The following is a 19,924-nucleotide window of genomic DNA, read 5'->3' as shown; positions in this document are numbered from 1 at the left end:
GCGACGCTCATCCTCGGTGCGAAGTCAGCCCTGGGTCAAAAGCAGCCGTCCCGGCTTAGCCGCACGTTGGTCTGCTCTCTTATTGAAAGCGGACGTGCGGCCCCAGATCACCTGCCAAAGGAGCCCAGCGCCGCGTAGCTGGTATCGAGACGAAAAAATCCGCGGCGGATTTCTCCGCGCGGGTTGATGTGAACTCTTTCGATGATGCCAATTTAGAGGTGATAATGCGCAGGCGCAGACGGCCGGACTGCCTCCGGGATCGTCTCGCACTGTTTGTTGCAGCCTGGCATCGCGCCGCTTGCAGCGATTCCTTTATGCGGCTCGCCATGGCGTCAACCGCGGAATCCAGCGCGGCACATTCGTCCGAAAGCTCTCGTACTCCGTGCCGAATGTTTGTTCGAGCGTCGGTTCTTCGTACATCACCACAAAGACATGAAAAAACAGCCAGAGTAGCGCGCCGTACCAGAGGAGACGCCAGTCACCAAACAAGAGGGCCTGACCAAAAATGACTGCGACGACCGCGATGTAGATCGGATTTCGCACGTAGCGATAAAGGCCAGTCACTACGAGCTTTTGTGTCGGCGCGACCGGGGCGGGCGTCCCCAGCCCCTCCAGCGCAAAACGGGCAAATGAATCCACAAGTCCGGGCACTCCGACGACGATCAATATACCGCCGAGGATGCGGGTTAGATCGACGCCGAGAAAAGCTGGCCGAAATTCCCACTGCGTGACCCACCAGGGGACGAAGCCTGCCAGCACCAACGGCGCAACGACGAAGAACAGAGCGGAGCCCAAGACGGCAATTGCTTTCGACATTGCGTGCTCCCACGACCCGACAAGAATAGCTTAGCAAATCACAGAGGTATGGCAGCCCATCTCTTATAGGCCAACAAGACGCAATGTGAACAGGAACACACTACCGGGAGCTGAAATGCTCTACGATCGCCACTCCTGAAGTGGCCGCGAAGCCGCCGCGGCCGAATTCCTTATGGAACGTCGCCATGACCGACACCCATACCCGCGACCCCTCGTGGAAAACCGATTTGATCTGGCACTATTTCCACACCGTCACTACGCCGGCCAAGGCGCCCGCCGCCTATCGCAAGTTCTACAGCAACCAGGACCCCGGCGACGAATTGGACAGCCGCCATCGCGTCTATGAAATGCTGGTGGATGAGCCGCTGCACACCCATCCTGTTGTGTCGACGACCTCGACGGCCGAGACGATGGAAAACTACAAGAAGAGCAAGCTGCCATGGAACCAGAACAATGGCGGATTCCTCAAGGCGGTGAACGATGAATATTGGTGCGGTTCGATCCTCAAGATCGTGTTCGTCCGCTATATGGGCTGGAAAATGGCCGAACCGACGGCGCGCGACCAGGTGAGCGTGGGCCGGGATCCCGGCAAAGCGGTGGATTGGACAATCAAGAATCTCGAAAACAAGGTGCCGGTGCGGGCCTCCCTCGGCGGCGCCCATTATGTCGGCATCGTCGGCCACCGCACGACGGGAGCCGACAACAAGGTCACCGAGTTTCTGTGCCTCGACCCGTGGGCCTATGGCATCGAGGGCGGCAATATGACCATGACATATGCCGGTGCGGCGACCGCCTTTCTCGGGATCAGCAAACGCGACGGCGCGACATGGACCTATAGCAACAAGGCCGTCTCCTTCGTCGAACGGCCATCCTAGGACATCATGGCAGCGCGTTGCCATGATACTCGCTCGCCGCCGAGCCGTTTTGGTCGTCTACGAAAATGGGATGCTTCCGATATCGAAACAAAAAACCCGCGGCGGATTTCTCCGCGCGGGTTGATGCGAACTCTTTCGATGATGCCACTTTAGAGGTGATTTGCCCGACGCGTCAAGCGAGACTGCGTATAATCCGAAGAAGATCGGAACGCAGACGCATTTGTTCGAGTGCACAGTGTGGTCTTCGTCAATGCATTCGGTCCTGCCGCATAAGCGGCCGTATCCAGCGCGAGAACCATTCTTCGGCATCATTCTGTGCGCCGCGGGAATCCTCCAATCCCCAGATCGGCGGCGGGATGGAATAGGCTGGCTCATCCGCGAAGGCACCAACTGGCCTGCTTGCTTGCGGCGACTGTGGATCGCCAGGCGGCACGCTCCAATTGCCGAAACGGTCGTTGAACTCCGAAGAAGGCAAGTACGGGATGGGCGACGTACCCGACGTGAACGCGTTGGCTGAGTTCGACGAATTCACGCGCGTGAGGCGCCGAACATCTTCAGGAGCGACAGCTCTCGCCGCGCCAGGGGCCGGAGCCCCCAGCGAGCCCGACTCCTGCGCAGGCATCGAGCCCGCCGACGTCTCGGTCCAGTTTCCGAAGCGATCGGCAAAAGTGTTGGCGGGATTCGGTTCTTGCTGAAGCGGCTTGCTTTCAATCAACAGCGACTCGGATGGAGATCCGGGGCTGTAGCCGGCGCTGGTGTTCGTGTTGGAAGCAGAAGAGCGGGCGTTGAACGCGTCGTACGGAGCAGTGCCAGTGGAGAAGATGCCTCCACTTGCCGTGCCAGCGCTGCTTGGAGTGCCGGCTGCGAAGGCAGGAGCGCTCGCTGTGATTCCAGTGCCCCCAAGCCCGACCAACCTCGCCCACAGCGGCAACATTGGCCATAGCTCAGGAACAGCGAGTAACGCCATCCCAGCACCTGCCGCGACCGTCCCAGCAAGAGCGCCTCGATCAATGGTCGTGGCCGCGGTGGTGGGAGCGGGCCCCAAGACCGGCGATCCATCGGAAAATGTCAGAGGCCGCCCGGTCTCCTGATTGAATTGCAGAACCTGGGGACTTTGCGGCATGGCGACGCTCGGAGGCAACGGCCCAAGCCCTTGCAATGCGGGATTGGATACTGGAAATCCGGGCAATCCGTAAGTTGGAAGCGGATTGCTTGGGGTGAAGCCTTCCGGCTGATTTAGGCCATCGAAGGCGGGGGGAATAAAGCCAGGCAGCCGGGTGTCTGCAATAGTTGGGACAAAGCCCGGAAGATCAGGAAGAGGCCCAACGACAGTGAATTGTTGCGAGACAGGAGAGGTCTCGCCGTACCGCTTCAAGATATCGATCTTGTCCGCAAGGCTGAGACGGTTGGTCGGCGAGTGAATCGGCCACCATAAGGCTGCGTCGTGTTGACCAGAGTTGTGCAGCTGATCGACAGTCTCCCGCATCCGCTGGATTTGTTCCCTATTATCCTCGGCGTACTTCCTCCAATTTGTAAACCATCTCTCATTCTGTTCATTTGCCGTCTCGCGCGTCATCCCTGCTGGCGTGTTGGCGAACAGATGCTTGTTTGCGAGGGCGTATTTGGCTGCGGCGACAAAGCTGTTTAAATCGCCGGAGAGCTTATCAAGAGCGGCTCTATCGCCCGCCCAAGCGGCGCCAAACGCCGGGTCGGCTCGGAGGACCATTAGAAACTCATCGAAACCCTTGCCGTAGGTTCCAAGGTGGCCACCAGGGTGTGGGCTGGAATTGAGTGCATTGGCTAGCCCCGTGTGGGTCGGCAAGATCATGCGATTTGCGGGGGCGTCAATATCGAATTGAAGGAGCTTCAGTACTGGGTCGGACAGAAACCGGTCGGCCTGAGGAAGAACGTGATGATTGTTAAACATTCCGCGCTTCCTCCGGAACGCGTCGAGCCAGACAGTCAATATTTGGCAGCATCGTGGAAACCAATACCTTTCAGATCTGCTTCTTTGCACGCGTCCCTCACGAGATCGTCACAGATGACTCTGGGGAACAAGAACTGGAGTCTAAAAATGTGGGCCGGGCCTACGGCCTCTTCTCTGAAGAAGAGATTGGCTCCTCCGAGCAAGCTGTATCTTTTGCGATGATCCGGGGGATCGTACTCGATCCTCACGCGTGACTTTTCCTCATCGACAGCGTCAAGAATGCGAAGGACGTCGCAAAGCCAGTACGCGGGCCCGACGCTTCTATCCCTGTTTTGAGACACACATTTCACGAATCCGAAGGCTTCGGGGTCCAATTGCTCGAGAACGCCTTTCATCCGATCCGAAACAAGCCAATAATCGTGAAACTGCTCGAGATCGCGAGGATTCCTTCCAAGAGACTTGTCAAACACGAGTCTCGGCGGTTCGGAAAAATCGGGAAATCCTCGTTGCCCTGGGGGAGGAACGAGCACACGACGCCCCATCAAGAGCGCCGGGAGATTTTCCATTTCCCACCCGCCCTTGCCGCCGATACGAGCATCGGGACCGATTATGTAGAACTTTCGCGCCTTTGCTTTTCGTTTGCGCTTCTCGTTCGCGGAACTATTCATAGATTGCCCTGTCCTTCGAAAGCTTGGCTGATAACACATCTCGGCCGTCGCAAAGCGACGCGCGACCGCTTGCATTATGTGAGGGGCGGGACAGCAAAGAAAATCGATCGCAGCGCCGGGCGATGTGGTGCAGACCGACTTTAGCTCATATCGTGCAAAGGTATGTCGAGCCTGAGGACATTATCGAAGCCGGCCGCAATCGGCGGCAACAGTCCGCCTCCAAATCCTTGCAAGGGCTACGGGAGATTCGAAACGTCGTCGAACAATATCCCCTTAAGGCCAGCTAGCTTGCAGGCGTCCTTCATTTCCTGATCGCATATGATGCAACTTTCGTTGTGCGCCATACGGAACGCGTGTACGTCGTCGACCAGTTCTTCCTTGAAGACGAGCTTAGCTCCCCCGAAGAACTCGTAGAACTTTCTGCCGAAGTCTCGATAGCGGGGATCGTCGCGGATGCCGATCTTCAAACGCGATCGCGATTCGTCCAATGCGTCAAGAACACGAAGAACTTCGCAGAGCCAATAGCCCGGTCCGTCCCAAACACCCCTTGGCACTCGCACAGGGCAACGAACAAAGGAAAACCCCTTCGGATCGATCGACTCGAACACGACTTTTGTTCGGTCGGAGATCAGCCAAAACTCGTAGTACTGTTCCAGATCTCCAGGCCGGCTCCCTACCGACTTATCAAACACGAAACACGGCGGCTCGATAAGATCAGCCAGACGCTCTAGCCCAACTGGAATGACGCTCCTCTCATCCAGGTAAAAGCCCGGCGCTCCAGGTCTACGGTAATTGTGGCCCATTTCGTAAAACTTGCGCTTGCGCGCTTCGGCGCGTTTCGCGGTCCCCTTTACCGTTTTGCTGGTCATCGTGTCGAACCTCAGCACTTTAGAGTTTCGAAGCATTTCTAGTAAGGTCGATTGCTTTGCAGGCATCCTTGAGACGTCGGTCGCAGATAGATGTCGCCTCCTGAGCTCGACTTTGGCCGATTTATGCGGCGTAGGCGAGCGCGTTCTCCATCCGGTGCCAGATATGGCGCGGAATTTCTATGCTGTCACGGCGCGGCCGGGACATGAAAGAAATCTGATGAGCCCATATTTGGCGTCGAACGGCGGCGATCGCATCGCTAAAGGTCAGGGTGGCTTTTGGATACCAAGCTGCGGTTCTGGGCTTCAGCTTTCGTGCCTTGGCGAGGTCGTGGGTCCATAGAGTGATGATGGAGTAGAGGCCGAGCAAAATCGGGGTGGAGCGCAGAATGGCTTTGTCCGACCACTGGCGCTGGGTCTCGACACCGAGGTGAGCGCGAACTTCCTCGAAGGTGACTTCGACCTGCCAGCGACTGACGAACCAAGCGAGGATGTCGCGGGGATGAGCGTTGAGATCGGTCGCCAGGAAAGCCTGTGGGTCGAGTTCGCCGGTTGGGTCGCGGACGAGCAGCCAGCGGATCGGCACCGGCGGAACACCGCCGCGATACCACAGCGCAGTGCCGGTTGCGATCTCGACGGTGCGATTGGTTCGGCCGTACCAGAGACTGACCCGATAACGCGTCCAGGACACGTTGCGATCCTTGAGGATGGCAGAGAGTTTTTTGTGGGGCTTGCCTCGAATTGGAGGGCGGCCACGAGCTTTGCGCTTTGGTCGGGGAAATTCGAACAGGTTGGCATCGAGGCGCAGGCGGGTGACGACGCAGACGTGCTTGCGGACTGCGGCAAGGAATTCGATGGCCGCAAAGGCGCTGTCGGCGACCAGTACGATATATCGATCGGGCAACCAGCGGCGGATTTGCCGGGCGGCCTGGCGGGCCCAATCGAGCAGCGTCTTGGGCGAGCGCGATTTGCCGTCATAGAAGCGTTTGGAGGGGGCGAGCAGCGTGAGGAAAGGCAGCGCCATGACGCGATCGGCCCACGGCACGCGCACCAGCAACATGGCAGAAAGCCAGCGCAGGCCGCTGGCTTTGACGAAGTGCCCCTTGGAGGAGCGCACCGGATCGCGATAGATGCCGCGGGCGCTGATCTTGGGCCCCCAGCGCCGCTCAATGGTGTCATCGAGCCCGATCACCACCGCCTCGCCGGCCGGCACGAAGACCTTGATCAGCAGGAGCAGCAGGTGGCCTGCCGCGGCCCGCGACGACCACGCCACTCGGTTGAGGACGCGATGGAAAGTACAGAAATCGCGATCGCGCTCCCGCCCTAAGATGCGCAGCGCCGCCGTGACAGTGCGCCGGCCGGGCGCCAGGATAACGCCGGCGAGCAGCGTCAGAACATTCAGCCAAGTGGGGCGTGTGAACAGATCGGTGAAGACGGCAAGCCGGGCCACAAAACGCGGCGGCAGCGGATCGCAAGAGCGGGGGAGAAGGCGGGCGTGTTGCATCCCATCGGTAGAATCGGCACGATGAATCGCAGCAACCTCGTCCAGCTGCGACAAATTGAGTCGGCAAACCGATTCATCCTGGCCCGCGCGGCACCCATCGAGCACATTGAGCGCTATGGCAAAATCCGACCCAACGCTTGCCCAGATTGCTGCTCAGTTCACGCATCACGACATAGAAAAGAGCAGTGGCGGTTATTTAGTTATCAACCGTCGGACTTCAACTCCGGTCGCACGGCTGCGCCCCATTCCAGATACCGATCGCTTCGAGCTCTTCTACTGGTCGAACGTGAAGGGGCGCTGGACGACCTTTGGCAATATGGGGCGCATGAAACTCATGCTCACGAGCGCTCATGAAATCGTCGAGAACGATCCGATGTTCAGGGTTCCGCGTACAAGATGAACAAGTGTAAAATTGGCCAAAGTCAAGCTGAGGGCTACTCGAAACACCGGCGCGCACCCAACGACACCGTCTTTGCTTGATCTTCTTTTTTTACCACCAATTGCGGGACTGCTCTCCTCGAAGCAACAATACCGAGCCACTCCGCACAGTTCAAAGCTTCGAGACGTCTTCAAACCAGATTCTCTTTAGACCGGCGGACTTGCAGGCATCCTTCAGCACCCCGTCACATATGACAGTCGATCCGTGATGGGCCATACGGAAGACATGCGCGTCGCCGACCGCGTCTTCCCTGAAAACCAGCTCAGCGCCCCCCGAGAAATCATAGAACTTCTTGCCGAAGTCTCGATAGCGGTCGTCGTCGCGAATTCCGATCTTCAAACGCGATTTCGCTTCGTCCAGCGCATCGAGGACACGAAGGACATCACAGAACCAGTACCGCGATCCGTCGCAAACACCGTTTGGGATTCGTACATCGCATAACACGAAGGATAATCCCTTCGGATCGACGGTCTCCAGCACAGCCTTCGTTCTGTCGGAGACCAGCCAAAACCCATAATAACTCTCCAGATCGTACGGCAAGTCACCCGCCTTTTTGTCAAACACAAAGCGGGGTGGCTCATCAAACGGAGGCAGATGATAATGGCCCCGCGGAAGGATGTTGTTGTCCTCCAACCGAAAACCTGGCTTGCCGCCGACCCGGTAATCGGGACCGATCACGTAGAACTTGCGCTTGCGCGCTCTGGAACGCCTCGGAATCGATTTTGACTTTTCGTCGCTCATCCTATTCCTCTCACCCAACGCGATGTCTGGAGAGCTACCTCATCACTGCATGCTCATGATGCCAAGCCCGAGGCGCAGAAAAGATACTGGCAGGCCCGTAAACAGATCGAAGACGATGGCGATGCGCGATGAAGCATTCTGTGAGGCCCAGTTGACCGAGACGAGACTGCGCCGCGCCGCCGCCGTCCGATCTCGGATGTCCAAATGCCTTCCTGCGGATCTCTTCGCGCGGAGCGATGCGAGCTCTTTTCGATGATGCCAGTTTGCCCGGTGATTTGTCTGACGTGTCAACAATTAATTCAAGTGATACGGAACGTGGACGCATCGTTGTGTGCGCAGATGGTCTTCGTCAATCCATTCGGTCCTGCCGCATAAGCGGCCGTATCCAACGCGAGAACCATTCTTCGGCATCATTCTGTGCGCCGCGGGAATCCTCCGATCCCCAGATCGGCGGCGGGATGGAATAGGCAGGCTCATCCGCGAAGGCACCAACTGGCCTGCTTGCTTGCGGCGACTGTGGATCGCCAGGCGGCACGCTCCAATTGCCGAAACGGTCGTTGAACTCCGAAGAAGGCAAGTACGGGACCGGCGACGTCCCCGACGTGAACGCGTTGGCTGAATTCGACGAATTCACGCGCGTGAGGCGCCGAACATCTTCAGGAGCGACAGCTCTTGCCGCGCCAGGGACCGAGCCCGACCCCTGAGCTGGCATCGAGCCCGCCGACGTCTCGGTCCAGTTTCCGAAGCGATCGGCAAAAGTATTGGCGGGATTCGGTTCTTGCTGAAGCGTATTGCTCTCAATCAGCGGCGGCCCGAACGTGGATCCGCGAGGGTTGCCGCCGCTGGTGTTCGCGTTGGAAGCAGAAGAGCTGGCGTTGAATGCGTCGTACGGAGCCGTGCCGGCGGAGAAGACGCCTCCACTTGCGGTCCCAGCCCGGCTTGGAGCGCCGGCTCCGAAAGCCGGGCGGATGGCAGCGGCACCGGCAAGCATCGCCGCGCCAAACGCAGCCACTTCCGCCCAGGGCATGAGCACGGCACCTGCTCCAAGAGCGGCCATTCCGAACCAGAATGCAGTATCTTGATCGATGGGCTGCCCAGAGGGAGCGGCTGGTCCGAATACCGGTGTCCCGTCAGAAAATGAGAGAGGTCGTCCAGTCTCCTGGTTGAACTGGAGGACCTGGGGACTTTGCGGCGCGGCGACGCTCGGAGGCAACGGCCCAAGTCCTTGTAGGGCCGGATTGGACACAGGAAACCCGGGCAATCCGTAGGTTAGAGATGGATCATGTCGCGTGAAGCCTTCCGCCGCTTGCATCAGATCATCCGACGAAGGCGGAATGAAGCCCGGCAGGCGCGTATCAACGACGGGCGCAACGAAGCCTGGAAGATCAGGAATCGGACTGGCCATCGTGAACTGTTGCGATATCGGAGGATTCTCGCGGTATCGCCGCAGAATATCAATCTTCTCTGCGAGGCTGAGATTACTGGTCGGAGAGAGGACCGGCCAATACATTGCTTGGTCCGGCTGCCCAGAATTGTGCAACTGGCTGATGGTGTTATCCATCTGCTGGATCTTGTCCCAGTTATGCTCGGCGTATTCCTTCCAATTCGCGAACCATTCTCGATTTTTCACATTCGCGTCTTCTGGCGTCATTCCCGCTGGCGTGTTGGCAAGCAAATGCTTATTCGCGAGCGCGTATTTGGCGATAGCGACAAATCTGAGCAAATCCGAGGACAGCCGAGCATGAGCGGCTGGGTCACCAGTCTGAGCGCGTCCGAAATCTGGATCGGCTTGGAGAGAAAGTAGAAATTCACAAAAGCCTTTGTTGTAGGTACCGAGATGGCCTCCAGTATGTGGGCTGGTATTGAGTGCGTTAGCAAGGCCCTCGTCGGAGGGCAGCGCCATGAGATTTGCGGGCGAGTGAATATCGAACTTAAGAATTTTTACCGCGAGGTCCGATAGAAATCGTTCGGCCTGCGGAATAACGTGATGAATATGAAACATCCGGCACTTCCGTTAGGGCTCCTTGGGGCCTAGCAATCAATAATTGGCCGCATCGTGAAAGCTGATGCCTTTCAGGCCGGCTTCCTTACAAGCGTCCTTCATGGACTGACTGCAGACAATTCTGGGCTGTAAGAATTTGAGTCTGAAAATATGAGCTGATCCTACGATCTCCTCTCTGAAAAGGAGATTGGCCCCGCCCAACAGGTTGTACCTTTTGCGATGATCCGGCGGATCATACTCAATCTTGACGCGCGACTTCTCCTCATCGACCGCGTCGAGAATTCGAACGACGTCGCAAAGCCAGTAGACGGGAGCCGCACTCTCCGACTTGCTGCGGCACACGCATTTCTCGAACTCGACACCCTCAGGGTCCAAACGCTCCAGAACTGCCTTCATCCTATCCGACACAAGCCAATAGCCGTGAAACTGTTCGATATCTCGAGGAGCTCTTCCAAGGGATTGGTCGAACACAAGACTCGGCAGTTCAGGAAAGTCGGCAAATCCTCGCTGTCCCGGAGGTGGAGCAAGCCCAAGGTTTCCCATCAATAGCACCGGAAGATTTTCCATTTCCCATCCACCCTTGCCGCCGATTCGAGCGTCTGGACCGACCATGAAGAATTTTCGCGCCTTTGCTTTTCGCTTGCTCTTGTTGGTTGAGGAGTTGGTCATGCTCGTCCTTCACCAGTTACACTGTTTCCACACTACGTCTCGCCAAGAGAGCGCTTCGAGACGTATTCAAACCCGGATTTTCTTAAGACCCGCCGACTTGCAGGCATCCTTCAGAACCTAGTCACATATGACCGTCGATCCGCAATGGGCTATGCGGAACACATACGCGTCGCCGACCTCATCTTCCCTGAAGACCAGTTCGGCACCACCCGTCAAATCGTAAAATTTCTTGCCAAAGTCTCGGTAGCTGTCGTCGTCGCGGATTCCGATCTTCAAGTGCGACCGCGCTTCTTGGTCTCGTCAAGCACCTTCTCAATCGCATCTACATACGTGGAGACATGCCTGCTGGGATGCAGCGATAGATCCATATCCGCTGCAAGCTCTCTATCCGCTGGCAAATAGGTTCGATTACCAGGAGAATCTATGTCGAACATCTCGGATGTCGGTATCGCGAAACGCGTCATGGTCCGCGAGCTGCTGCGGGATGATGTGATGATCAAAAAAGGATCGACATATGCTCTTTACCTGAAACCACGTCTTGCCACGCGTTCAAAGGCTCGAGACGTCTCTAAACCGTAACCTCTTTAGACCCGCGGACTTGCAGGCGTCCTTCAGCCCCCCGTCACATATGATGTTCGATGCGTGATGGGCCATACGGAAGACATGCGCGTCGCCGACTGCGTCTTCCCTGAAGACCAGCTCAGCGCCACCCGAAAAATCGTAGAACTTCTTGCCGAAGTCTCGATAGCGGTCGTCGTCACGAATTCCGATTTTCAAACGCGATTTCGCTTCGTCCAGCGCATCGAGAACACGAAGGACATCACAGAACCAGTACCCCGATCCGTCGTAAACACCACTCGGGATACGCACATCGCACAACACGAAGGAAAATCCCTTCGGATCGACGGTCTCCAGCACAACCTTCGTTCTGTCGGAGACTAGCCAAAATCCGTAGTAACTCTCGAGATCGTGCGGCAAGTCGCCGGCCCTCTTGTCAAAGACAAAGCGGGGTGGCTCATCAAACGGAGGCAGATGATAATGGCCCTGCGGAAGGATGTTGTCGTCCTCCAACCGAAAACCTGGCTTGCCGCCGACCCGGTAATCGGGACCGATCACGTAGAACTTGCGCTTGCGCACTTTTGGTCGTTTCGCAATCGATATTGACCGTTCGCTACTCATTCTGGTCCGTTCTCTTGGCGTGATGCGTTACCAGCGTGGTCGCTATCGGCACGTCAGTCCGTCACGCAGAAAAAGACCGGCATTCCACCAAACCGGTCGGAGTTCTTGTATCGGACCGCGAAGCGCTCGCGCTCGTCTCCTCCAAATGTGTCGCCGTCTTTGACCACGTTTCCGTGCTCGACGAGATAGGCGGCAAGGCCCGCCACCTTGTCGATCATCGTTGGAAAAGGGAGCTTCCCAGTCTCGAATTCGATCTCACGTCCGGCGAATGCCGCAAGCCCCATCGTCACGGCGCCGATTCCCGCACCTGAACGAAACGGAAGGAGGTCGAGCCACAGCGTGAAGGGATAATCGGGAAACGGTGCGAAGGATCGACCAGACATCTCGAGCCAGAGCTTGGCAGGCCGGGCGACCTTGCCGCCCCATACTACGCCGCAACATTCCGGGATGACGGCGATCAGCGCGCCGATGACCGCGGTGCTGAGACGAGCAGCGGGCAGCGGCTGCTGGCTTTTCCCAAGTACAGAAACGATCAGATGACCTCGATGCCGTGCTGCGACTGTCTTCCCCTCCGGCCAGGTCGTTGCAGTGCGTGACCACAAGCCAGGATCATTCGGAATCGGCGCTGGCATCGACATCACCGCGACAAGTTCATCACCGCAGCGAATAAGCGGCGAGCTCGCAGAATTTCGGTGAGCTCCAGTCGGGCCGTTGTCCGACACCGTTTCCACCGGCAATTCGGGATATCGCGTGCGGAGGGCCCTGGCGACGGCCGACATGTCCGGCGTTGTCGGATTGTCCAGCAGGACAAAGGCGAGAGACGAGCTACTCATTGGCCATCCGCATTTTCACTCAAAGGTAGAAACTAAAACTCGATATAGAACAAACAATGAACAAATGTCAACAGGCAACCGACCACTGGAGTGGTTTGCAGCGCGCGAGCGCAATAGTCGCCTGAGGGAGAAGACACCCGATCGACAATGAGACTTCGACTCCCTCGCGCTGCACCATCACGCGTCTCGCACATCGCGACGAAAAGAACTGCCGCGGAATTCTCCGCGCGGGTCGATGCAAACTCATTTCGATGATGCCACTTTGCCAGGTGATTTGCCTGACGTGTCAAACTTTATCTAAAATGCATCAAATCGAATTTGGCGGAATGAAACTTCTTCGCGTCACCTTCATCTCCGATGTTGGCAAACTGCCCCTGATTTGCCCGACGCATCAACCGCCAGGTTTGCGATCGGAAGTCAATCGGAGGCAACTCAAGGATCAAGCGTCCCACCGCAACGAATGAGCGGCGAACTCGCAGAAGCTTTGGTGCGCTCCTGTCGAGCTAATGTCCGACACCGTTTCCACCGGCAATTCCAGATGTCGCGCGCGGAGAGCCTTGGCGACCGCAGACACGTCCGGCGTGGTCGGCCTATCTATCCAGCAGGACAAAGGCCAGAGACGAGCTACTCATTAGTGATCACATGCCGGCAATTTCCCCGACGTGTCGAACTTTACCTAAAATGCACGAAATCGAATTTGGCGGAACGAAACTTCTTCACGCCACCATCATCTCCAAAGTTATCGAGTGACTGAAGGATCAAGCGTTGAGCGGCGGCCCTACGCTTGAAATCCATCTCGGAGGAGATCGATGTACTACGTCGCCGCTGCACTGCTCGGCCTGTCGGGCCTGTTCTATTCCGCGAGCCATCACGAGATCGGCTCGTTTGGCGTCACCGTGTGTACCTACGGAAGCGCCTTCTGCGACAACCCCATATATGTCATTGCGGGCGCAGGCCTCGCGGCCGCCTGGGGCATGTTCGTCAGCGTGCGGTAGGCGTGGGGATGGCTCCTTTGTGCCTCATCAATGCCAGCCTAGATAAGAAGCCAGCTCCCAAAGCACGAGTACGGCGCCGATCGCGATAAGCACGATCCCGAGGCCTCTCATGTACTTTTGGTAGTTCTCTTCGGACAAAAAACGAATTGCGATGCTGGTCTTCATCCAGACTCCCCGTCGAAAAATATCCGGCTTCTGAAGATAGATTGCGCCGATCGCAATCAAGATCGCACCATATAAAAAGTTCTGCATAGCCCCTCCAAGCGAGAAAATTCCATCAAACATCCTGAGGTAGCACTTGATAGGACCCCAGTCCAGCCGGACGCGTTCGTGGAATCTGCGCCCCTCAACCGCCCGCACTATGCGGCTTATTCCAGAAGAACGCGCGATTGCCGAGAGCAGCTTCTGCGTACCGATCAATCGCGACCTGAATGGCCTGAACGTGCAGAAAGCACCAACCTTCAAATGGTGCGAGGCGGCGGACTTGAGCCAGCGCCTTCACGAACTCCGAATGTTGGTCGCTATCCGTAAAACATTGCGGGCGCTCTTTCACCATTTCCGTCCTCCCAGCACCCTGCCCTTCACCGGACCCGGCTCAGACTTCCTCAGTTCGTCGCGCTGCACGCAGAGCCTGTCTTGCATGCGTTGCAGCAAGGTCTCGGTCGAGGCCGTTGAGATGCCGGCGCGCTGAACTGCAGGACTTCCTTGCGCTGGCGCCCTATCTGCGCGCGCATGCGCTCGATTTCCGAGCGGATGAATTCGAGGGTTGGCATTCTCGGCTCTTACAGGCGGTGAGGCTTGAGCAATTCGAGCTACCGTTTTCAGCGCCTCCACGGGCAAACCCCGCCGAAAACACTCCAATCGACAATAAGATCACGATCCGTATCGGCCTGAAGCCTTAGGCTAAGCTCCGCCGTCGCCGCGACGGTCCGTCGTGTCCGGGATCATTCGCCTCCATGAGAGGCTGCAACAGGCCTTCCAAGAACCGGCCGCGATGGCTCTATTTGAAGCAATAAAAAAGGGCCGAATCGGCCCTTTTTTCGCATATTCGTTGTGATGCTGCTAACCGCTGGTCTCATCTCCAAAGAGAGAGCTCAAACAATTCATGAATGTCTCCCACGGCAGGTGTCTCGTACTATGCACTACTCCGCCCCCATTTAACAACGCCTTTACGTCGGCAAAAGTAGCTGAAACTCGAAAATTTTCTCGCCAGGGCTAACGCTCTGCACCGGTGAAAAAGTTACAGGCTGTCCATAAATCATCGACTTAGGAACGAGAATACACAACCGATCTAGCATTGCATCGACAAACAACAAAGCCCGCGACCAGTGACGGCGCGGGCTCGACGATTTCTGCGATGATGCCTGTTTACAGGTGATTTGCCCGACGCGTCAACTGAAAATCCGAAATACCGTTGATCCGACCTGCGGGAACTTTTCGTCCCTAACCTGAGTTAGCCGGGAGAATTCGGAAAGAGCACCCCGACGCGAGGCCCCGCCATTCATGACCGCCCCCATCCTTCCCGCACCGCCAAAATCCCTTCGGACGGTGCTGAAACGGCTGGGGCCCGGCCTGATCACGGGGGCGGCGGACGACGATCCGTCGGGCATCGCCACCTATTCGCAGGCCGGCGCGCAGTTCGGCTACGGCCTGCTCTGGACGGTGTTTCTCACCCTGCCGTTCATGATCGCGATCCAGCTCGTGAGCGCGCGGATCGGCCGGGTCACGGGCAAGGGGCTGGCGGCCAACGTCATGAAGCTCGTGCCGCGCTGGCTGGTGCTGGCGCTGGTCGCCATGCTGGTGGCCGCGAACATTTTCAACATCGCCGCCGACATCGCCGCGATGGCGGAGGCGCTCTCGCTCGTCATCGGCGGGCTGAACCACGAGCACGCGCTGATCTTCGCGGCATCCTCGACCCTGCTCCAGATCTTCGTGCCCTATCGCCGCTACACGCCGGTGCTGAAATTCTTGACGCTGTCGCTGTTCGCCTATGTCGCGACCGCCTTCACCGTGAACATCCCCTGGAGCACGGCGCTGCTCGCGGTAGTCTGGCCGCAGGCCAACCTCAGCGCCGATTATTTCCTGATGGTCGTCGCCGTGCTCGGCACCACCATCAGCCCCTACCTCTTCTTCTGGCAGGCCTCCCAGGAGGTCGAGGAGATGAACCACAGGAATCGCCGCCCGTTGCGCAACGCGCCGCGCACTGGGGACCCCGAGTTGACGCGCATCAGAATCGACACCACGCTCGGCATGCTGCTCTCGAACGGCATCGCCTTCTTCATCATCCTGACCACGGCGTCCGTGTTGCACGCCAGCGGCGTCACCAGGATCAATTCGGCGACGGAAGCCGCCGAAGCGCTGCGGCCGCTCGCCGGCGATTTCACCTTCCTCTTGTTCGCGCTCGGCATCATCGGCACGGGGCTCCTGGCGATCCCGGTGCTGGCGGGCTCGGCCGCCTATGGCGTCGCGGAAATCTTTGGCTGGCGCGCAACGCTGGAGGCAAAGCCGGATGAGGCCATCGGCTTCTACACGATCATCGCGGCCGCGACCGTGATCGGCTTCGGGCTCGGCTTCACCGGCATCGATTCCATCCACATGCTGGTGTGGAGCGCCGTGCTCAACGGCGTCGTCGCCGTCCCCATCATGGCGATGATGATGCTGATCGTCTCGAACGCCGGCATCATGGGCCAGTTCAAGGCGAGGCCATGGCTGATCGCGCTCGGCTGGCTCGGCACGGCGCTGATGGCACTCGCGGTCGTGGCCCTGCTCGGCTCGTCCGTTTTCGGCTGAGGCGGCTCAGTTCGTCAGGGCCGCCGAAATCTGCGAAGCGATGATGAAGGCCACGAACACGGCCGGCACGCTGATCAGTCTCAGAAACTGGTCTACCGAAAGCATCTGTCATCCCCCAAGACAATGCGCCTTCGCCAATCGTGCGCCCTACTCAACCCTCTGCACGATTTGCTGATCGGCCGTGAGAACCTGGTCGGAAATGGCTGCCCCACCCAGGGTGAGCAGCGCCAGAATCGATATAACGGCCAAGGCTTGCATGGGGCTGATCGTGTGGGTCCGATTGTGGCCAAAAAGGAAACAAGCCGGCACGATTTCGCGGCGATCCCGCGAAAGATCGTGGCTATCCCCAGCCTTCCCGGCAGCTTTGTCGCGCCGCAAAGCGGCGCGGCTGCATAAGCACTGCGCGCTTGCTGCCGCTTCACGGGGCTCGCGCCTTGGCTTAACAAGCCAGGGATCAACAAGGCTCATCAAGCAGCCGCCAGGGAGCGACATGACGAATTCATCGAAAGCTGTGAACCTCGAAATCCTCGCCTGCGATGCCGGCTGGCGAAACTATCATTTCGTCAAGCTGACGACGGAAGACGGCATCGTCGGCTGGAGCGAGTTCGACGAGGGCTTTGGCTCGCCGGGCGTCGGCGCCGCGATCCAGCGGCTCTCGAGCCGCGTGGTCGGGCAAAACGTCTTCCAGCACGAGCGCATCCATGCCGAGCTGTTCGCGGCGACGCGGCCCGCCGCCGGCGGCGTCGTGGCGCAGGCGCTGGGCGCGATCGAGAACGCGCTGCTCGATGCCAAGGCCAAATGTCTCGGCGTGCCCTGCTACGAGCTGCTCGGCGGCAAGATCCGCGACCGCGTGCGCGTGTACTGGTCGCATTGCGCGACGTGGCGGATCAATCACCCGTCCTGGTACAAGCCGCCGATCGAAAGCCTCGACGGCGTCAAGGCGATGGGGCGCGAGGTGCGCGAGAAGAAGTTTTCCGCGCTCAAGACCAACATCTTCTCCTATGAACAGGGCAAACCGACCGGCTGGCGGCCCGGCTTCGGCTCGCCGTTCATGCCCGAGATCAATGTCGACCGGAAGATCCTGCGCGACCTGCACATGCATCTGGAGGCGATCCGCGACGGCGCCGGCCCTGATGTCGAGATCCTGCTCGACTGCAACTTCAACGCCAAGACCGAAGGCTACCTGAAGATCCTGCGCGAGATCGCGGACATCGACATGTTCTGGGTCGAGATCGACAGCTTCAATCCGGAAGCGCTCGGCTACATCCGCAGGCAGAGCCCGCACCCGATCTCGTCCTGCGAGACGCTGCTGGGCCTGCGCGAATTTTTGCCCTATTTCCGCGAGCAGGCGATGGACGTCGCGATCATCGACACGCCCTGGAACGGCGTCTGGCAGTCGATGAAGATCGCCTCGGCCGCCGAAGCCTTCGAGGTCAACGTCGCGCCGCATAATTTCTACGGCCATCTCTGCTCGATGATGAACGCGCATTTCTGCGCCGCGGTGCCGAACCTGCGCATCATGGAGATCGACATCGATCGCCTGGCGTGGGACCGCGAGCTGTTCACGCACGAGCCCGAGATCGCGAACGGCCATCTCGTCATTCCGGACCGTCCGGGCTGGGGCACCGAGCCGAACGAGGAGGCGCTTGCCGCGCATCCGCCGAAGACCCACGGCGGGCTGCTCAGCTACGGCCGCAAAAGCTGAAGGCCAAAAGCTGAAAACTACGGCGTCACCGGGTTGACGGCCGGGGATGTCTCCGGCCCCGGCCGCGCGGGCTCTATTCGTGATCTCGGATCGGTCGGCAGCACGGTGGCGCCCGCGGCGCGCGCGGCTTCACCTGTGGTGTGATACATCGCGACATGCGCCGGCTGCACCTTGGCCCGGCTCCACGGGCCGTGATCGACGAGCAGCATCGCGGCAATGGTGACGCCGGCGACGATCAGCGCGATCACGCCGGGATGGCGCAGCGCGACGGCAAGAGAGTTCGTGAAGCGGGTTGCCATCGAACACTTCTCGGCTGTTTCCTCTGCGAGGTTAATTCGGTGAGGTCGCGCGGGGTTCCGCGGGGAACGACCGGGTTCCGCGCGGATCTGAGCGGGAGCCTCATTCCGCTGGCGAGATCGCGTTGCTCGGCGTCGGGCGGTCCGCGATCTGTTGCCCGAACAGGCTGCCGATCAACTCGACCGCAGTCCGCGCGGTGCGGCCGCGCTCGTCCAGGAACGGGTTGAGCTCGACGATGTCGACCGACCGGACCAGTCCGGAATCGTGCAGCAGCTCCATGATCAGGTGTGCCTCGCGATAGGTCGCCCCGCCCGGCACCGTCGTACCGACACCGGGGGCCACGCAGGGGTCGAGGAAATCGACGTCGAAGCTGACATGCAGCACGCCGTCGCTTTCCTTCACCCGCTCGATGAAGCGCCGGATCAGGACGGCGACGCCGAACTCGTCGATCTGGCGCATGTCGGCGACGCGGATGCGCCGCGTGCGCATCAGCTCCTTCTCGAGTTTGTCGATCGAGCGCGTGCCGAACAGCTCGAGCTGGCTGGGGTCGATCGAGGCCCGCGGCTCCTTGCCGAGCAGCCCGTCGAGCCCGGGCTCGCCGCACAAGAACGCCGCGGACATGCCATGCATGTTCGCCGTGATCGTCGTCGCCGGCGTGTTGTAGTCGGCATGCGCGTCGAGCCAGAGCACGAACAGTTTGCGCCCGCGCTCTAGCCAGTAACGCGCCATGGCATTGACCGAGCCCATCGACAGCGTGTGATCGCCGCCGAGAAAGATCGGGACCGCGCCGCTCTTCGCGACGTCGTAAGCACGATGGCTCACGACGCGCGTCCAGCGCTGGATTTCCCGGTAGTGATTAGCGTTCTGGGGCAGCTCGTCGCTGGGATCGGGAATGCCGGCGACCGAAAGATCGCCATGATCGACGACCTCGAACTCGAGATTTTCCAGCAAGGTCGCAAGGCCGGCGGTCCGCAAGGCCGCAGGGCCCATCAGCGTCCCGCGCTGCGAAGCCCCCATGTCGATGGGAGCGCCGAGCAGCGCAATGCGCCTGGTTCGATCCGACGTTGTGCGATCGGTCACGACCATCTCCCTGTTCAGGTCTGCGCTGAGGCGTCAGCCTAACAGAGATTCGCGTCCGTCGTTTCCCGGGGCTGATGCTGTCGCCGGCCGACGCCGGAGGAACCAAACCCCGCCCGCCGCATTTTCAGTGCAGGCCGGCACCCGCCGTCAAGACGGCGCCAGTCGCGGATAGCCAAAGGTCTTCGGACCCGCTGTTCAAAACGAGCGCTCGCGAGGATAGCCAAAGGTGCCGGTCCCTGCCATTTCGCGGGTCTGGAGGTCGTAAGCCTTGAGCGTGGACATACCGGAACCAGTTTCGCAGCCCGGCCTGGCCGAGCGCGCCGTCGACGCAGCAACCGACGTCTCCCGCACGATCGGCGAGGTCGCCGGCGGCCTGCACGCCGCAGTCGATCGCCTCACAGCGGCTATCGAGGAGGCGCGAAGGCCCGGCAAGCCGCTCTCGACGGTCGCCGCGATCACGCGCGAGGCGCCGCTGGCGAGCCTTTTCGTCGCGTTCCTGTTCGGCGTCGCGATTGCGCGCCGCCGCTAACCTCCGATT

At 59.3% G+C, this 19,924-nt stretch carries 24 protein-coding genes; 6 read left to right on the top strand and 18 right to left on the bottom strand.

Features of this window, described 5'->3' with window-relative positions:
* Positions 1–312 precede the first annotated feature (312 nt).
* Positions 313–816 (bottom strand): isoprenylcysteine carboxylmethyltransferase family protein, encoded by a 504-nt coding sequence (locus NLM33_RS43325; RefSeq protein WP_254104558.1) that lies wholly within the window; start codon positions 814–816, stop codon positions 313–315.
* Between the two features lie 185 nt (positions 817–1,001).
* Between NLM33_RS43325 and NLM33_RS43320 the strand changes: the two genes are divergently transcribed.
* Entirely contained in the window at positions 1,002–1,691 is a 690-nt protein-coding gene (locus NLM33_RS43320) for a hypothetical protein (protein ID WP_254104557.1), read from the top strand.
* A 247-nt stretch (positions 1,692–1,938) separates the two neighbouring features.
* Here the strand turns inward: NLM33_RS43320 and NLM33_RS43315 are convergent, their stop codons facing one another.
* The 4 genes from NLM33_RS43315 to NLM33_RS43300 all read right to left on the bottom strand — a co-directional run bounded on the left by NLM33_RS43315 (position 1,939) and on the right by NLM33_RS43300 (position 6,602).
* A complete protein-coding gene (locus NLM33_RS43315) occupies positions 1,939–3,618 on the bottom strand; it encodes a hypothetical protein (RefSeq protein WP_254104556.1) in 1,680 nt (559 codons plus the stop codon).
* Between the two features lie 35 nt (positions 3,619–3,653).
* On the bottom strand, positions 3,654–4,286 hold the full coding sequence (locus tag NLM33_RS43310) for an imm11 family protein (protein WP_254104555.1): 633 nt from the start codon (positions 4,284–4,286) through the stop codon (positions 3,654–3,656).
* A gap of 236 nt (positions 4,287–4,522) precedes the next feature.
* A complete protein-coding gene (locus tag NLM33_RS43305; RefSeq protein ID WP_254104554.1) occupies positions 4,523–5,155 on the bottom strand; it encodes an imm11 family protein in 633 nt (210 codons plus the stop codon).
* A 121-nt stretch (positions 5,156–5,276) separates the two neighbouring features.
* On the bottom strand, positions 5,277–6,602 hold the full coding sequence (locus NLM33_RS43300) for a transposase (RefSeq protein WP_254102513.1): 1,326 nt from the start codon (positions 6,600–6,602) through the stop codon (positions 5,277–5,279).
* 169 nt (positions 6,603–6,771) lie between these two features.
* On the opposite strand from NLM33_RS43300, the gene NLM33_RS43295 reads away from it, so the two are divergent.
* Positions 6,772–7,056 carry a hypothetical protein gene (locus NLM33_RS43295; protein ID WP_254102515.1) on the top strand — a complete coding sequence of 95 codons (285 nt, stop codon included), beginning with the start codon at positions 6,772–6,774 and terminating at the stop codon, positions 7,054–7,056.
* 150 nt (positions 7,057–7,206) lie between these two features.
* Here the strand turns inward: NLM33_RS43295 and NLM33_RS43290 are convergent, their stop codons facing one another.
* The 8 genes from NLM33_RS43290 to NLM33_RS43265 all read right to left on the bottom strand — a co-directional run bounded on the left by NLM33_RS43290 (position 7,207) and on the right by NLM33_RS43265 (position 12,465).
* Positions 7,207–7,836 (bottom strand): imm11 family protein, encoded by a 630-nt coding sequence (locus NLM33_RS43290; protein ID WP_254104553.1) that lies wholly within the window; start codon positions 7,834–7,836, stop codon positions 7,207–7,209.
* Between the two features lie 42 nt (positions 7,837–7,878).
* Positions 7,879–8,040, bottom strand: a complete 162-nt coding sequence (locus NLM33_RS43285; RefSeq protein WP_254104552.1) for a hypothetical protein — start codon at positions 8,038–8,040, stop codon at positions 7,879–7,881.
* A 145-nt stretch (positions 8,041–8,185) separates the two neighbouring features.
* On the bottom strand, positions 8,186–9,838 hold the full coding sequence (locus NLM33_RS43280) for an AHH domain-containing protein (protein WP_254104551.1): 1,653 nt from the start codon (positions 9,836–9,838) through the stop codon (positions 8,186–8,188).
* A 36-nt stretch (positions 9,839–9,874) separates the two neighbouring features.
* Entirely contained in the window at positions 9,875–10,507 is a 633-nt protein-coding gene (locus tag NLM33_RS43275; RefSeq protein ID WP_254104550.1) for an imm11 family protein, read from the bottom strand.
* Positions 10,508–10,624: 117 nt separating this feature from the next.
* Positions 10,625–10,783, bottom strand: a complete 159-nt coding sequence (locus tag NLM33_RS50060; protein WP_371930075.1) for an imm11 family protein — start codon at positions 10,781–10,783, stop codon at positions 10,625–10,627.
* A complete protein-coding gene (locus NLM33_RS50055; RefSeq protein WP_371930074.1) occupies positions 10,780–10,971 on the bottom strand; it encodes an AHH domain-containing protein in 192 nt (63 codons plus the stop codon). Before NLM33_RS50055 ends, NLM33_RS50060 begins: the two co-directional genes overlap by 4 nt.
* 85 nt (positions 10,972–11,056) lie before the next feature.
* Positions 11,057–11,686 (bottom strand): imm11 family protein, encoded by a 630-nt coding sequence (locus NLM33_RS43270; RefSeq protein WP_254104549.1) that lies wholly within the window; start codon positions 11,684–11,686, stop codon positions 11,057–11,059.
* Between the two features lie 53 nt (positions 11,687–11,739).
* Positions 11,740–12,465, bottom strand: a complete 726-nt coding sequence (locus NLM33_RS43265) for a DUF4261 domain-containing protein (RefSeq protein WP_254104548.1) — start codon at positions 12,463–12,465, stop codon at positions 11,740–11,742.
* Positions 12,466–13,328: 863 nt separating this feature from the next.
* Between NLM33_RS43265 and NLM33_RS43260 the strand changes: the two genes are divergently transcribed.
* The gene (locus NLM33_RS43260) at positions 13,329–13,514 is read left to right on the top strand and encodes a hypothetical protein (RefSeq protein ID WP_254104546.1); all 186 of its coding nucleotides are present in this window, start codon (positions 13,329–13,331) and stop codon (positions 13,512–13,514) included.
* A 27-nt stretch (positions 13,515–13,541) separates the two neighbouring features.
* Here NLM33_RS43260 and NLM33_RS43255 read toward each other — a convergent pair whose 3' ends face one another.
* Together NLM33_RS43255 and NLM33_RS43250 are read right to left on the bottom strand one after the other, a co-directional pair.
* Positions 13,542–13,766: a hypothetical protein gene (locus NLM33_RS43255; protein ID WP_254104544.1), complete on the bottom strand. Its 225-nt coding sequence runs from the start codon at positions 13,764–13,766 to the stop codon at positions 13,542–13,544.
* A gap of 94 nt (positions 13,767–13,860) precedes the next feature.
* On the bottom strand, positions 13,861–14,070 hold the full coding sequence (locus NLM33_RS43250; protein WP_254104542.1) for a hypothetical protein: 210 nt from the start codon (positions 14,068–14,070) through the stop codon (positions 13,861–13,863).
* A 947-nt stretch (positions 14,071–15,017) separates the two neighbouring features.
* Between NLM33_RS43250 and NLM33_RS43245 the strand changes: the two genes are divergently transcribed.
* Positions 15,018–16,304, top strand: coding sequence for an NRAMP family divalent metal transporter (locus NLM33_RS43245; RefSeq protein WP_254104541.1), 1,287 nt, complete (start codon positions 15,018–15,020; stop codon positions 16,302–16,304).
* Between the two features lie 147 nt (positions 16,305–16,451).
* Here NLM33_RS43245 and NLM33_RS43240 read toward each other — a convergent pair whose 3' ends face one another.
* Positions 16,452–16,772, bottom strand: a complete 321-nt coding sequence (locus tag NLM33_RS43240) for a hypothetical protein (protein WP_254104540.1) — start codon at positions 16,770–16,772, stop codon at positions 16,452–16,454.
* Between the two features lie 22 nt (positions 16,773–16,794).
* Here NLM33_RS43240 and NLM33_RS43235 point away from each other — a divergent pair, with 22 nt between their 5' ends.
* Positions 16,795–18,009 (top strand): mandelate racemase/muconate lactonizing enzyme family protein, encoded by a 1,215-nt coding sequence (locus NLM33_RS43235; protein ID WP_254104539.1) that lies wholly within the window; start codon positions 16,795–16,797, stop codon positions 18,007–18,009.
* A 17-nt stretch (positions 18,010–18,026) separates the two neighbouring features.
* On the opposite strand, the gene NLM33_RS43230 is transcribed toward NLM33_RS43235, so the two are convergent.
* Entirely contained in the window at positions 18,027–18,308 is a 282-nt protein-coding gene (locus NLM33_RS43230; protein ID WP_254104538.1) for a hypothetical protein, read from the bottom strand.
* A 100-nt stretch (positions 18,309–18,408) separates the two neighbouring features.
* Positions 18,409–19,386 carry an arginase gene (gene rocF, locus NLM33_RS43225; RefSeq protein ID WP_254104537.1) on the bottom strand — a complete coding sequence of 326 codons (978 nt, stop codon included), beginning with the start codon at positions 19,384–19,386 and terminating at the stop codon, positions 18,409–18,411.
* Positions 19,387–19,654: 268 nt separating this feature from the next.
* Between rocF and NLM33_RS43220 the strand changes: the two genes are divergently transcribed.
* Positions 19,655–19,915 (top strand): hypothetical protein, encoded by a 261-nt coding sequence (locus tag NLM33_RS43220; RefSeq protein ID WP_254104535.1) that lies wholly within the window; start codon positions 19,655–19,657, stop codon positions 19,913–19,915.
* Positions 19,916–19,924: the final 9 nt, after the last annotated feature.

This window comes from Bradyrhizobium sp. CCGUVB1N3 (assembly GCF_024199925.1).
GTDB lineage: Bacteria > Pseudomonadota > Alphaproteobacteria > Rhizobiales > Xanthobacteraceae > Bradyrhizobium.
The sequence above is the reverse complement of the archived record's forward strand: the minus strand, read 5'-3'. Positions and strand labels throughout refer to the sequence as shown.